The sequence below is a fragment of the Xanthomonas sp. NCPPB 1132 genome (assembly GCF_056629235.1).
Map to the genome: position 1 here is coordinate 1,785,190 of NZ_CM152819.1, position 12,828 is coordinate 1,798,017.

Genomic DNA, 12,828 nt, shown 5'->3' on the forward strand with positions numbered 1-12,828 from the left:
GCCAATGCCGGATCGGCCGACGTCTCTGTGGTTAGCGGCAACGCCGCGCGGATCTTGATGCGCGCGGCAGTCAGGACGCTGGTGATCGGGTGGGCCAGCGTCCATCGGGGTGGCTCAGCACTCGGTGACGTTCACCGCGAGCCCGCCGCGGCTGGTTTCCTTGTACTTGTCCTGCATGTCGCGGCCGGTGTCGCGCATGGTACGGATCACCTTGTCCAGCGACACCTTGTGCTTGCCGTCGCCGCGCATCGCCATGCGGCTGGCGTTGATCGCCTTGACCGCACCCATCGCATTGCGCTCGATGCACGGAATCTGCACCAGGCCGCCAATCGGGTCGCAGGTCAGGCCGAGGTTGTGCTCCATGCCGATCTCGGCGGCGTTCTCGATCTGTCCCGGCTTGCCGCCGAGCGCGGCGACCAGGCCGCCGGCGGCCATCGAGCAGGCCACGCCGACCTCGCCCTGGCAGCCCACTTCTGCGCCGGAGATGGAGGCGTTCTCCTTGTACAGGATGCCGATCGCCGCGGCGGTGAGCAGGAAGTCGAACACGCGCTGTTCGTCGGCGCCGGGGCAGAAGCGGTCGAAGTAGTGCAGCACTGCCGGAATGATGCCCGCCGCGCCGTTGGTGGGCGCGGTGACCACGCGGCCGCCGGCCGCGTTCTCTTCGTTGACCGCCAGCGCGTACAGGTTGACCCAGTCCAGCGTGGTCAGCGGATCGCGCATCGCCGCTTCCGGCTTGGACGACAGTTCGCGGTACAGCGCCGGCGCGCGCCGCGACACGTGCAGGCCGCCGGGCAGCGTGCCTTCCTCGCGGATGCCGCGCGTCACGCAGGCCTGCATTGCGCCCCAGATCTCGCGCAGGCCGGCGCGGATCTCGTCCTCGCTGCGCCAGCACTTCTCGTTCTCGAACATCAGCGCGGCGATGCTCAGGCCGCTGCGCGCGGCCTGCGCCAGCAGCTCGTCGCCGCTCTTGAACGGGTAGGGCAGCGGCGTCTCGTCGGCGACGATGCGGTCGTCGGCGGCGTCGTCCTGGTTGACCACGAAGCCGCCGCCGACCGAGTAGTAGTCGCGCGTGGCGACGACTTCGTCGTTGGCCGCGTAGGCGGTGAAGCGCATGCCGTTGGTGTGATACGGCAGCTTCTGCCGCTTGTTCATCGCCAGGTCGCGCTTCTCGTCGAAGGCGATCTCGTGCTGGCCGAGCAGGTTGATGCGCTTGTTGCCGCGGATGCGCTCCAGCGCGCCGGGGATGATGTCCGGGTCGATCAGGTTTGGGCGCTGGCCTTCCAGGCCCAGCAGCACCGCCTTGTCTGTGCCGTGGCCGCGCCCGGTCAGGGCCAGCGAGCCGAACACTTCGGCACGCACCCGCACCACGTCCTGCAGGCGGCCCTGGTCGAACAGCCAGCGGTGCACGAAGCGTTCGGCGGCGCGCATCGGCCCCACGGTGTGCGAGGAACTCGGCCCGATGCCGATCTTGAACAGGTCGAAGGTACTGACAGCCATGCGCGTGCCGAAGGGTGGGCGAAAGACCGTCTATTCTATGCTTCCGGCGCGCGGCACAGGTCCGCAGCGCAGCATTGGACGCGAGCATGTCCCTGACCCTGTACCAGCGCGACGACTGCCATCTGTGCGACCAGGCCCTGCAGGTGCTGGCGCAGGCGCGCGTGGCCGACCTGGAAAGCGTTTTCATCGACGACGACGATAAGCTGGAGACGCGCTATGGCGTGCGCGTGCCGGTGCTGCGCGCCGCCGACGGGTGCGAACTGGACTGGCCGTTCGATGCGGACGGCGTGCGCGCCTGGTTGGCGGCTGCGGCCGAACGCGTGTAAGACGCGCATAAAAAAAGCGGCGGACCCGACGAGGAAATCCGCCGCTCAGCGGCCGCGCGCCCGCGGCCTGTGGCGAATCACTTCGCCTTGAACACCACCTTGGTGCTGATTGCGGTTTCGTTGGGAATGGTCTTGGTGTCGGCCCAGTCGCCGCCGCCCACGCCGAAGTCCAGGCGCTTGACCGTGGCCTTGCCGGCCAGCACCGGCTGCGCGCCCGGGGTCCAGGTGAAGGTCAGGGTCACCGGCTTGGACACGCCGCGCAGTTCCAGGGTGCCGTCGGCGGCGAACTGGTTGTTGCCCAGCGCGCGGAACTTGTCGGCGCGGTAGTGCGCGGTGGCGAACTTGGCCACGTCGAAGAAATCCGCGCCCTGCAGGGTGGAGTCGCGGTCGGTGTTGCCGCTCTTGGCGCCGGCCAGCGGGATGGTCACGTCGAGCTTGGCGCCGGCCAGGTTGGCCGGGTCGAAGCTGAGCTTGGTGTCGAAGCCGGGGAACTGGCCGGTGAACACTTCGCCGTCGTACTTGCTGGCGAACACCAGGGTGGAGCCGGGGGCCTGCACATAGTCGGCGGCCCGCACCGCGGGGGCGGCGGCGAGCAGGGCCACCAGGCTGGCGGCAACGGCGGCGGGGGACGCGAAACGGGTGGACATCGAAACAGCTCCTCAGGACTTGGGGGTGAGCCAGCCGCGCGGCAGCATCCGCGCCAGGGTGGCATCGCGTTGGAACAGGTGGTGGTAGAAGGCGGCGCCGGCATGCGCCAGGACCACCGCGATCAGCAGCCAGAAGCCCCATTCGTGCACCGTGTGCGACAGGTCGCGCAGGTGCTCGTTCGGGGCGCTGAGCTTGGGCACGGCGACCAGGCCGAACCAGCGGAACGGGCGCAGGCCGCTGGCCGAGTCGTACAGCCAGCCGGACAGCGGGATGGCGAAGATCATCACGTACAGCAAGGCGTGGGTGGCGTCGGCGATGCGCTCCTGCCAGCCGGGCGTGCCCGGCACCGGCTTGGGCGCACCGGCGTACAGGCGCCAGCCCAGCCGCACGATCACCAACGCCAGCACGGTCAGGCCCAGCGACTTGTGCGCGGTGTAGACCCAGAAATACTTGGGCGTCTTCGGCAGCTCGCCCATGGTCAGGCCGACCACGCCGAGCAGCAGGATCAGCGCGGCGATCAGCCAGTGCAGGGTCTGGCTGACGCTGCCCCAGCGGTCGGGAGTGTTGCGGGCGCTCATGGGGTGCCGTCCTGCGCATTCGGCGCGGTGGTGGTGTCGGTGGGAGTGACGGGCGGGGTGCCCGGTGCCGGATCCGGCTCGGCCTTGGCGCCGCCTTCGCGGGTGGCCTCGGCCTCGATGCGCAACTCGACCGTGCCGCCGATCACCGACGGCCAGGCACTGATGCCGAAGTCGGCGCGCTGCAGCGTGGTGGTGGCGGAGAAGCCGGCAGTGCGGCGGAACGGCGGCAGCGGATGGCGCTTGACCGCGTTCAGGGTCACGTCCAGGGTCACCTCGCGGGTGACGCCGTGCAGGGTCAACTGCCCGATCACCTTGGCGTGCTGCGCGTCGATGGGTTCGACGCGGGTGGAGACGAACTGCGCCTCGGGGTAGCGGTCGCCGTCGAGCAGGTTGTGCGCCAGCGCGGCGCGGTTCCACTTGGCATCGCCCAGATCCAGCCGCTGCAACGGCACCCGCGCCTGCAGCCGGGCGCTGCGCCAGTCGTCCGGGTCGAACACCAGGGTGCCAGTGCTGCCGGACACGGTACCCAGCGCCTTGGAGAAGCCGGCGTGCTCGATCGCGAACAGCACCCGCGTGTGTACCGGGTCCAGCGCGTACTGCGCCGGCGCGGCCAGGGCGGCGCCCGGCAAGGCCAGCAGGAGCGCCACGAGAGAGGGTTTGAGCATGAAGCGGGCCGCGCTGGGAGGGTCGCCGGATTCTAGTCACAGTCCGGCCCGGCTGCGCACCTGCGCCACGTAACGGTTCGTTGCACGCCGCGACAGGTGTGATTTTTCCGCGGCCGCGCGGTATAAGAACGCTGCCGCGGCGAGCGGCATACGGAGCGGCCGCCCCGCGCGTCCGGCCCCGGCAGTGCGCCGGTGTTCATCCGCCGACGTCCTTTGCCGGAGCCGATGTCCATGCCCATCCCGCATCCCCCACGCCGGTGGCGCTGCTGGGGGCTGGCCTGCCTGTTGGCGTTGGCCGGCGTCTGCGCCGACGCCTGGGCCGGGGTGCCGCAACTGCCGCGCTTCCGGGTGTTCTCCAGCGAGCAGGGGCTGCCGTCCAGCGACATCTCCGGGCTGCAGCTGGACCGCGACGGGTATCTGTGGATCGCCAGCGGCGATGGCCTGGCCCGCTACGACGGGCGCGAGTTCCGGGTCTGGCGCCACGACCCGGCCGATCCGGCGTCGCTGCGCTGCAACTACGTGCAGGACCTGCACATCGACGCGCGCGACCGCATCTGGGTGGCCTGCGAGGGCGGCGGCCTCAGCATGCTCGGCGCGGACCGGCGCGGCTTCCGCCACTTCAACATGGCCACGCAGCCGGCGATGCGCAGCGACGAGGTGTTCGCCATCGCCAGCCGCGGCGATGCGGTGTTCTTCGGCACCTACCGCGGCGGCCTGTACCGGCTGGGCGACGATGGCCGGGTGCAGCGCATCCGTGCCGGCGACCCGAAGGTGGACGCGCTGCTCGACAGCGCGGTGCTGACTCTGGCCTTCGACGACGCCGGGGTGTTGTGGGTGGGCACCTTCAAGGGCCTGGTGCGCTACGACGGCCGCCACGCCAGCGCCTACCGCATCGACGACGGCATGCCGCAGGAGGAGCAGGTGATCATGTCGATCACCCGGCTCAGCGATGGCCTGTGGTTCAGCGGCAACACCGGCCTGTTCCGGCGCGACCGTGCCGGGCGCTGGTTGCGTGCGGACTGGATCGGCGCGCTGCACCGCGCCGCCAACGCGATCGCCGAGGACGGTGCCGGCGGCTACTGGCTCGGCAACGGCGAAGGCCTGTGGCACAAGCCGGCCGACGGGCCGGCGCGGCGGGTGGACACCGGCGGCGCGGCGGTGTCCGGCGCCAGCGTGGTGGAGACCCTGCTGCGCGATCGCGAGGGCGGCCTGTGGGTGCCGCTGCCGACCCGCGGCCTGGGCTACCTGCGTCCGGACTGGCGCCGGCTGGCGGTGCTGGGCACCGCGCAGGGCCTGCCCGCCGACCAGTACGTCGGCCTGGCGCCGGCGCGCGCGGGCGGGGTGTGGCTGCTAGGCGCCGGCGCCAGCGTGTTCCGCCTCGATACCACCAGCGGTGCGCTGAGCGCGCCGCACTGGTCCAACGGCGCGCCCAGCGGACGCACGCTGTCGGTGCTGGACGACCCGCGCGGCGCGTTGTGGATCGGCGGCAGCAGCGTGCTGTTGCGTGGCCCGCTGGACGGCGGCCCCCTGCAGCGCTGGACCCGCGCCGCCGGCGAGGCAGACGCGATCCCGGACGGCACGCTTGCCTGGCTGCAACTGGACGCGCGCCAGCGGCTGTGGATCGGCGCACCGGGCTATGGCGTGCAGGTGCGGGATGGCGACGGCCGCGTGCTGCAGAACATTCCCGGCGGCCAGCACGGCCTGGCCGGCACCGACATCGCGGCGTTGGCGATGGCGCCGGACGGCACGCCGTGGGTGGCCGCCGAACAGTTCCAGCAGTGGGACGACGCGGCCGGCCAGTTCCGCACGCCGCCGGAACTGGCCGGCGAGAAAGTGCAGTCGTTCGCCTTCGCCGACGCGCGCACGCTGTGGGTGCACCGGCTGTCCGGGCTGGAACTGTGGCGGCGCACCGGCGGCAGGTGGCAGCGCAGCCAGCGCTACGCGGTGGCCGACGGGCTGCCGGCCACCGAGTCCAGCGCACTGGTCGCCGATCCGCAGGGGCGCGCCTGGCTGGGCATGCGCCGCGGTCTGTTCCGGGTCGATCCGCGGCGCACCCCGGCGGTGCGCGCGTTCGGTACCCGCGACGGGCTCGGCAGTCAGGAACTGGTCCGGCGCGGCCTGCTGATGACCGCCGACGGGGTACTGGTGGCCGCGGCCGCCGACGGCAGCGTGGCGCTGCTGGACACCCAGCAGCCGGATCCGGTGCCGGTGCCGCTGGCGCTGAGCATGGAGAGCGTGCAGGTGCGGCGCGGCCCGCGCCTGCTGAGCCTGCCGACGCGCGGCGACTTCACCTTGCGCTCGGACGATCGCGACCTGCGCGTGGCGGTGCGGTTGCTGTCGTACATCGATCCCGAACACATCGTCTACCGGTTCCGCCTGCCGGGCTACGACCGCGACTGGGTCAGCACCGGCGCCAGCGGCGAACGCACCCTGCCGCAACTGCCCGACGGCGCGCAGGTGCTGGAGATCCAGGCGCGCACCCGCAATGGCGCGTGGTCGCCGACGCTGCGCCTGCCGTTCCAGGTGCAGCCGCCGTGGTGGCGCAGCGTCTGGGGCATCGTCGGGTTGCTCGCCGCGGCCGGCCTGCTGCTGCTGGTGTCGCTGCGCGCCTACCGGCGCCGCCTGGGCCGCCAGCACGCCTGGGAACTGGCCCTGCACAAGCAGGAACTGGCCGAACAGGCCTCGCTGGCCAAGACCCGCTTCCTGGCCACGCTCGGCCACGAGGTGCGCACGCCGCTGACCGGGGTGCTGGGCATGAGCGAACTGCTGCTGGCCACGCCGCTGGACCCCAAGCAGCGCGGCTATACCGAGTCGATCCGCCGCGCCGGCACGCACCTGCTGCACCTGGTCAACGACGCGCTGGACCTGGCGCGGATCGAGGCCGGGCGCCTGCGCCTGGAGTCGCAGCCGTTCGCATTGCAGGCGCTGATCGCCGAAGTGGTCAACCTGATGGCGCCGCTGGCGCAGGCGCGCGGGCTGCGCTTCGATCTGCACGACGCCATGCCCGGCCCGACCACGGTGGAGGGCGATGCGCTGCGGGTGCGGCAGATCCTGCTGAACCTGCTCGGCAACGCGATCAAGTTCACCAGCAGCGGTTCGGTTGCGCTGACGGTCGCGCCGACGCAGGACGGCCACGGGCTGTGCATCGAGGTCGCCGACACCGGCCCGGGCATCGGCGTCGAACAACAGGCGCGGCTGTTCCAGCGCTTCGAGCAGGGCGACGGGCCGCGCACCGCGGTGCGCCAGGGCGGCAGCGGCCTGGGCCTGGCGATCAGCCAGGAACTGGCGATGGCGATGGGCGGGCGCATCCAGGTCGAGAGCCGGCTCGGGCATGGCGCGCGTTTCCGCGTGGGCCTGCCGCTGCGCTGGCGCCTGGCGCAGGAGCCGGCGGCGCCGGCGGTGGCGCCGCGGGCGCGCACTGCGCTGCGCATCCTGCTGGTCGAGGACGAACCGACCGTGGCGCAGGTGATGATCGAGTTGCTGCGGGGCCGCGGCCACCAAGTGGCCTGGGCCGCGCACGGCCTGGAAGCGCTCACCGAAGCCAGCCAGGGCAGCTTCGACATCGGCTTGCTCGACCTGGACCTGCCGGCGCTCGACGGCCTGGCGCTGGCGCGGCAGTTGCGTGCGCTGGGCCATGGCTTCCCGCTGGTGGCGGTGACTGCGCGCTCCGACGGTGAGGCCGAGGCCGCCGCGCGCGCTGCCGGATTCGCCGGATTCGTGCGCAAGCCGGTCACCGGGCAGATGCTGGAAGCGGCCATCGACGCGGTGCTGGACGGCGCGCCACCGCCGTTCTGAGCCGATGCATGCCGCGGTTGCCAGCGCTGGCGTTTATCGCCGACGATGGCGCCGGTGACGCGGGACGGATGCCCGTCGGGGGGAGACAGAGGCGATGCGGTCGAGACGGATCTTGGGATGGCTGCTGCTGGCGTGGTCCGCGGTCGCCGGCGCGGCAGTGCCGCCGACGCCGCAGCCGCGCCAGCTGACCGTGGCCGACGGCCTGCCGTCCAACAGCATCAATGGCTTCGCCGAGGATAAGCTCGGCTATCTGTGGCTGGCCAGCGGTGACGGCCTGGCGCGCTTCGACGGACGCGGCTACCGCATCTGGCGGATCGAGGACGGCCTGCACGCCAACAAGATCTGGTCGGTGCACGTCGATGCGCAGAACCGGGTCTGGTTCGGTACCGACGGTGCCGGCCTGGGCATGCTCTCCGCCGATCGCCGCCAGTTCCGCTACTACGATCGCAGCACCTATCCGCAGATCGGCTCCACCACCGTGTGGGCCATCGCGTCCACGCCGGACGGCAGCGTCTGGTTCGGGACCGCCGCTGGTGGCCTGCACCAGTTGCAGCCGGACGGCCGCCTGCGCCGCTTCATGCCGATCCCCGGCGACGCGCACAGCCTGCCTTCGGCCAGCGTCACCCATCTGGCGACCACGCCGGACGGCACCCTGTGGGTGGGCACCCGCGGTGGTCTGGCGCGTTGGACCGGGCACGATTTCCAGCGACTCGATGCTGCCGCGCTGCCGCGGCCGGAGGTGCAGGGGCTGACCCCCGAACGCGATGGCACGGTGTGGGTCGCCACCACCGGCGGGGCGCGCCTGGTGCGCGCCGACGCCAGCGTGGTGGAGCCGTACTGGCGCAACATGCCCAGCGACAGCGTGCTGGGCATGCTGGTCCACGACCGCCACGGCACGCGCTGGTTCGACACCATGGACGGGCTGGGCCGCGAAAGCGAGTCCGGATTGATCCGCAATGTACCGCTGTACAGCAACTCCGCGCACGGATTGGTCAAGCCGAACTGGTCGCTGGCCTTCGAGGACCGCGAGGGCGGCCTGTGGTTCGCCAGCGGCAATGCCGGCCTGTGGCACCTGCCGGCCAACTGGCAGCAGTTCTCGGTGCTGTCCTACCGGGTGGACGACCCGGAGTCGATGGGCAATCCCTACGTGCTGGCCACCGCCGCTTCCCGCGACGGCGGCGTGTGGCTGGCGGGCACGCGCGGGGTGCTGGACAAGCTCGACCCGGCCACCGGTGCCGTGCGTCGGCACATGCGCGCGCTGTTCGGTCTGGACTGGACGCGGGCGATCGCCGAGGACCCGCAGGGCCGGCTGTGGGCGGCGGCCGCCGGAGGCGTGTTGCGCTACGACCCGGCCAGCGGCGAGGTCCGGCGCTGGGGCAAGGACGCCGGTGCCGATGCGCCGATGATGGAGCAGGTGGACCGGATCGTCTTCAGCAGCGACCGCCACCTCTGGATCTTCAGCGACATCAGCGGCGTGCAGGTGCGCGACCTCGATGGCCACGTGCTGCGCACCATGGCGCCGGGAAACGCCGGCCTGCCTGCGGATCTGACCGTGCAGGAGGCCAGCCTCGGGCCGCAGGGCCAGCCCTGGTTGCTGGGGCAGCACGGGCTGCTCGCCTGGAGCCCGGCGCGCGCGCGATTCGAAGCGGTGCCCGGCGCACCGCAGCGCCCGCTGAGCGCGCTGGCGATCAGCGACGGCAACGTGGTCTGGCTGGCCAGCGTCGGCTGCCTCGAGCGTTATCTGTGGGATGGCAGCCGGCTGAGCCTGCTCGACCGCATCGATGCCGAGCAGGAGTTCCCGGCGCTGGCGCCGAACGGCCTGGTGGTCGATGCCAGCGGCGTGGCCTGGCTGAGCAGCATGCGCGGCCTGATCCGGGTCGATCCGGCGAGCAAGGCGATCCGCTTCTATGGCGTGCACGACGGCCTGCCCAACCAGGAGTTCCAGACCCGCAGCCTGGTGCAGGCGCGCAGCGGGCAGATCCTCGGCGGCACCCCGGACGGGGTGGTGCTGTTCGAGCCGTCGCAGGTGGTGCCGTCGCAGCGGCAGCCGCCGCTGGTGATCGAGCACATCGGCGTGCGCCGCGGCGAGCGTGGGCTGGATCTGTTGCACGCCGACCACATCGTGCTGCAGGAAGGCGATCGCGATCTGCATGTGGTCGCGCGCCTGCTGTCGTTCTCCGACACCGACGCCAACACCTACCGCTTCCGCCTCAGCGGCTACGACCCTGACTGGGTCGACGTGGGCGCCAGCGGCGAGCGCCTGTTCTCGCGGCTGCCGTCGGGCCACTACACCCTGGAGATGCAGGCGCGTACTGCCGACAAGGTATGGTCGAAGGTGGTCACGCTGCGCTTCCGCGTGCTGCCGCCCTGGTGGCGCAGCCCCTGGGGCGTGGCCGGGCTGGCGGCGCTGGCCGCCCTGGCGCTGTGGCTGCTCGCCTACCTCTACCGGCGGCGCCTGCGCCGCCGCGCTGCCTGGCAACTGGCCGTGCACAAGCAGGAGGTGGCCGAGCAGGCCTCGCTGGCCAAGACCCGCTTCCTGGCCACGCTCGGCCACGAGGTGCGCACGCCGATGACCGGCGTGCTGGGCATGAGCGAACTGCTGCTGGCCACGTCGCTGGATGCCAAGCAGCGACGCTACACCGAGTCGATCCACGACGCCGGCTCGCATCTGCTACGTCTGGTCAACGATGCGCTGGACCTGGCGCGGATCGAGGCAGGGCGCCTGGAACTGGAGCAGCAGCCGTTCGACCTGGGCCGGCTGATCGCCGAACTGGAGGCGATGATGGGGCCGATGGCGCGCAGCCGCGGGCTGGTCTTCGCCCTGGACAACGCCATGCCGCCGCAGGTCACCGCGTGCGGCGACGCCACGCGGGTGCGGCAGATCCTGCTGAACCTGCTCAACAACGCCATCAAGTTCACCGAGCACGGCAGCGTGCAATTGCGGGTGGCGCCGTTGCAGCCGCAGCAGGGCGTGCGCTTCGAGGTCGCCGATACCGGGCCGGGCATCAATGCCGAACAGCAGGCGCGATTGTTCCAGCGCTTCGAGCAGGCCGACGGGCCGCGCACCGCCGCGCGCTACGGCGGCAGTGGCCTGGGCCTGGCGATCAGCCAGGAACTGGCGGTGGCGATGGGCGGGCGCATCGACCTGAGCAGCCGGCTCGGTGCCGGCACACGCTTCGTGGTCGATCTGCCGTTGCCGTGGGCGCCGGTGCAGCTGCCGCAGGCACCGCGCGACGCCAGCGCGTCCGCCGGCGCCGCAGCGCCGCGGCGGATCCTGCTGGTCGAGGACGACCCGACCGTGGCCGAAGTGGTCGGCGGCCTGCTGCGCGCGCGCGGCCACCACGTCACCCACGCCGCGCACGCGCTGGCCGCGCTGACCGAAGCGGCGGCCAGCCCCTTCGACATCGCTCTGCTGGACCTGGATCTGCCCGGCCTGGACGGCCTGGCGCTGGCGCGGCAGTTGCGCGCCTTCGGCTACGTCATGCCGCTGATCGCGGTCACCGCCCGCGCCGACGCCGACGCCGAACCGCAGGCGCGTGCCGCCGGTTTCAGCGGGTTCCTGCGCAAGCCGGTGACGGGCGAGATGTTGGCGAAGGCGGTGGAGGGTGAGCCGGGCCTGGAAGAAACACCGCAAACGGGGAAGCACGGCAGCGACGATCGCCCTTAGCGCGTTCGCCGCGCCACCGCCACCGTCGTAGGAGCGGCTTCAGCCGCGACCGGGCATTGCCGAGAACGCCCGGTCGCGGCTGAAGCCGCTCCTACGCGTTTCAACGGATCCTGCAGACCGCGATACCGCCGCCGTTGCGAATCCCCAATCCCGACTCCCCAATCCCCGCTTTTCGGCTACTCCGCCACTTCCTCCACCTGCTTCGGCAGCGGCCGGGTATCCGGCAACTGCCAGAAGATCAGGGTCGAGGTCAGGGTGATCGCGCCGACGCAGACGAAGGTCGCATGCAGCGCCGCGGTGGCCCCGTGGGTATCGCCGAGGTGGGTGTTGAACGCGGCCAGCAGGCTGCCCGCGGCCGCGGCGCCGAAGCCGGTGGCCAGCATCATCACCATCGACAGCAGGCTGTTGCCCGCGCTGGCCTGGTCGCGGTCCAGGTCGCGCAGGGTCACGGTGTTCATGACGGTGAACTGCAGCGAGTTGACCGCGCCGAACAGGGCGAGCTGCAGCAGCCGCCAGCCCAGCGGCTGGCCGGCGTCGAACAGCAGGAAGCTGGCCATCGCGGTGCCGACCAGTACCGTGTTGGTCATCAGCACGCGGCGGTAGCCGAAGCGCTCCACCAGTTTTACCGCCGCGCGCTTGGAGGCCATGCCGGCCAGCGCCACCGGGATCATCATCAGGCCGGCGTTCATCGGACTCATGCCCAGGCCCACCTGCAGCAGCAGCGGGATCAGGAACGGCATGCTGCCACTGCCCACGCGCGAGAACAGGTTGCCGAGGATGCCGATGCGGAAGCTGGTGACCTTGAACAGATGCAGCGGGAACAGCGGCGCCGCCGCGTTGGCCGCGTGCAGCCAGTAGCCGATCAGCGCCGCCAGCCCGGCGATCGCCAGCAGCATCACGAAGGCGTGGCGCAGGCCCAGCTCGGAGATGCCGTCCAGCGCCAGCGACAGCGCGACCATGCCGAAGGCCAGCATTGCGTAGCCGATCAGGTCGAAGCGGGTGCGCTGTTCGCCGTAGAAGTCCGGCATGATCTTCAGCGCGGCGGCGAAGCCGATCGCACCAATCGGCAGGTTGATCAGGAACACCCAGTGCCAGGACGCCACCTGCACCAGCCAGCCGCCCAGGGTCGGCCCGACCAGCGGCCCGATCAGCGCAGGGATGGCGATGAAGCTCATCGCGCTGAGGAACTGCGCGCGCGACACCGAGCGCATCACCGCCAGCCGGCCCACCGGCAGCAGCATCGCGCCGCCGATGCCCTGCAGCACCCGCGCGGCCACCAGATACGGCAGCCGCGGCGCCGCCGCGCACAGCAGCGAGCCGAGGGTGAACAGCACGATCGCGGTCAGGAAGGTGCGGCGCGTGCCGTAGCGGTCGGCGATCCAGCCGGAGGCGGGGATGAACATCGCCACCGCCAGCGCATAGCTGAAGACCACCGACTGCATCTGCAGGGGGCTTTCGCCCAGGCTGCGCGCCATCGCCGGCAACGCGGTGTTGACGATGGTGGCATCGAGCATCTGCATGAAGATGGCCAGCGAGACCAGCCACAGCAGCGGACGGAAACTGCGCGCGTTGGGAACGGCGATCGGATCGGAGGAGGGCGCGGACATCGGCACGCAGGGTGACGCGGGGGGAGCACTAGGATCGCGCAGATC

Annotated in this window: 8 protein-coding genes; 3 read left to right on the forward strand and 5 right to left on the reverse strand. The window is 71.5% G+C overall.

The genetic code is table 11. The features are described from left to right. Window positions 1–114 precede the first annotated feature (114 nt). The gene (locus AC1G9L_RS07515) at window positions 115–1,497 is read right to left on the reverse strand and encodes an L-serine ammonia-lyase (RefSeq protein WP_019802316.1); all 1,383 of its coding nucleotides are present in this window, start codon (window positions 1,495–1,497) and stop codon (window positions 115–117) included. 86 nt (window positions 1,498–1,583) lie between these two features. Here AC1G9L_RS07515 and AC1G9L_RS07520 point away from each other — a divergent pair, with 86 nt between their 5' ends. Next, window positions 1,584–1,823, forward strand: coding sequence for a glutaredoxin family protein (locus AC1G9L_RS07520; RefSeq protein ID WP_481070595.1), 240 nt, complete (start codon window positions 1,584–1,586; stop codon window positions 1,821–1,823). A 77-nt stretch (window positions 1,824–1,900) separates the two neighbouring features. Here the strand turns inward: AC1G9L_RS07520 and AC1G9L_RS07525 are convergent, their stop codons facing one another. From AC1G9L_RS07525 to AC1G9L_RS07535, 3 genes are read right to left on the reverse strand one after another with little or no spacing between them, the layout of a single operon-like run. After that, entirely contained in the window at window positions 1,901–2,470 is a 570-nt protein-coding gene (locus AC1G9L_RS07525; RefSeq protein ID WP_010344166.1) for a YceI family protein, read from the reverse strand. Window positions 2,471–2,482: 12 nt separating this feature from the next. Continuing rightward, on the reverse strand, window positions 2,483–3,049 hold the full coding sequence (locus tag AC1G9L_RS07530; protein WP_017907780.1) for a cytochrome b: 567 nt from the start codon (window positions 3,047–3,049) through the stop codon (window positions 2,483–2,485). Further along, window positions 3,046–3,714 carry a YceI family protein gene (locus AC1G9L_RS07535; protein WP_481070596.1) on the reverse strand — a complete coding sequence of 223 codons (669 nt, stop codon included), beginning with the start codon at window positions 3,712–3,714 and terminating at the stop codon, window positions 3,046–3,048. The genes AC1G9L_RS07530 and AC1G9L_RS07535 overlap by 4 nt, the downstream gene beginning before the upstream one ends. 231 nt (window positions 3,715–3,945) lie before the next feature. On the opposite strand from AC1G9L_RS07535, the gene AC1G9L_RS07540 reads away from it, so the two are divergent. Together AC1G9L_RS07540 and AC1G9L_RS07545 are read left to right on the forward strand one after the other, a co-directional pair. Next, the gene (locus AC1G9L_RS07540) at window positions 3,946–7,509 is read left to right on the forward strand and encodes a hybrid sensor histidine kinase/response regulator (protein WP_481070597.1); all 3,564 of its coding nucleotides are present in this window, start codon (window positions 3,946–3,948) and stop codon (window positions 7,507–7,509) included. A gap of 112 nt (window positions 7,510–7,621) precedes the next feature. Continuing rightward, on the forward strand, window positions 7,622–11,176 hold the full coding sequence (locus AC1G9L_RS07545) for a hybrid sensor histidine kinase/response regulator (RefSeq protein ID WP_481070598.1): 3,555 nt from the start codon (window positions 7,622–7,624) through the stop codon (window positions 11,174–11,176). 176 nt (window positions 11,177–11,352) lie between these two features. On the opposite strand, the gene mdtD is transcribed toward AC1G9L_RS07545, so the two are convergent. Beyond that, window positions 11,353–12,783 (reverse strand): multidrug transporter subunit MdtD, encoded by a 1,431-nt coding sequence (mdtD, locus tag AC1G9L_RS07550; protein ID WP_019802526.1) that lies wholly within the window; start codon window positions 12,781–12,783, stop codon window positions 11,353–11,355. Window positions 12,784–12,828: the final 45 nt, after the last annotated feature.

What these genes read in the sequence shown, in the direction of transcription:
- AC1G9L_RS07530 (WP_017907780.1), bottom strand. Translation starts at nt 3,049, where the DNA reads ATGAGCGCCCGCAACACTCCCGACCGCTGGGGCAGCGTCAGCCAGACC.
- AC1G9L_RS07540 (WP_481070597.1), top strand. Translation starts at nt 3,946, where the DNA reads ATGCCCATCCCGCATCCCCCACGCCGGTGGCGCTGCTGGGGGCTGGCC.
- AC1G9L_RS07520 (WP_481070595.1), top strand. Translation starts at nt 1,584, where the DNA reads ATGTCCCTGACCCTGTACCAGCGCGACGACTGCCATCTGTGCGACCAG.
- AC1G9L_RS07535 (WP_481070596.1), bottom strand. Translation starts at nt 3,714, where the DNA reads ATGCTCAAACCCTCTCTCGTGGCGCTCCTGCTGGCCTTGCCGGGCGCC.
- AC1G9L_RS07525 (WP_010344166.1), bottom strand. Translation starts at nt 2,470, where the DNA reads ATGTCCACCCGTTTCGCGTCCCCCGCCGCCGTTGCCGCCAGCCTGGTG.
- mdtD (WP_019802526.1), bottom strand. Translation starts at nt 12,783, where the DNA reads ATGTCCGCGCCCTCCTCCGATCCGATCGCCGTTCCCAACGCGCGCAGT.
- AC1G9L_RS07515 (WP_019802316.1), bottom strand. Translation starts at nt 1,497, where the DNA reads ATGGCTGTCAGTACCTTCGACCTGTTCAAGATCGGCATCGGGCCGAGT.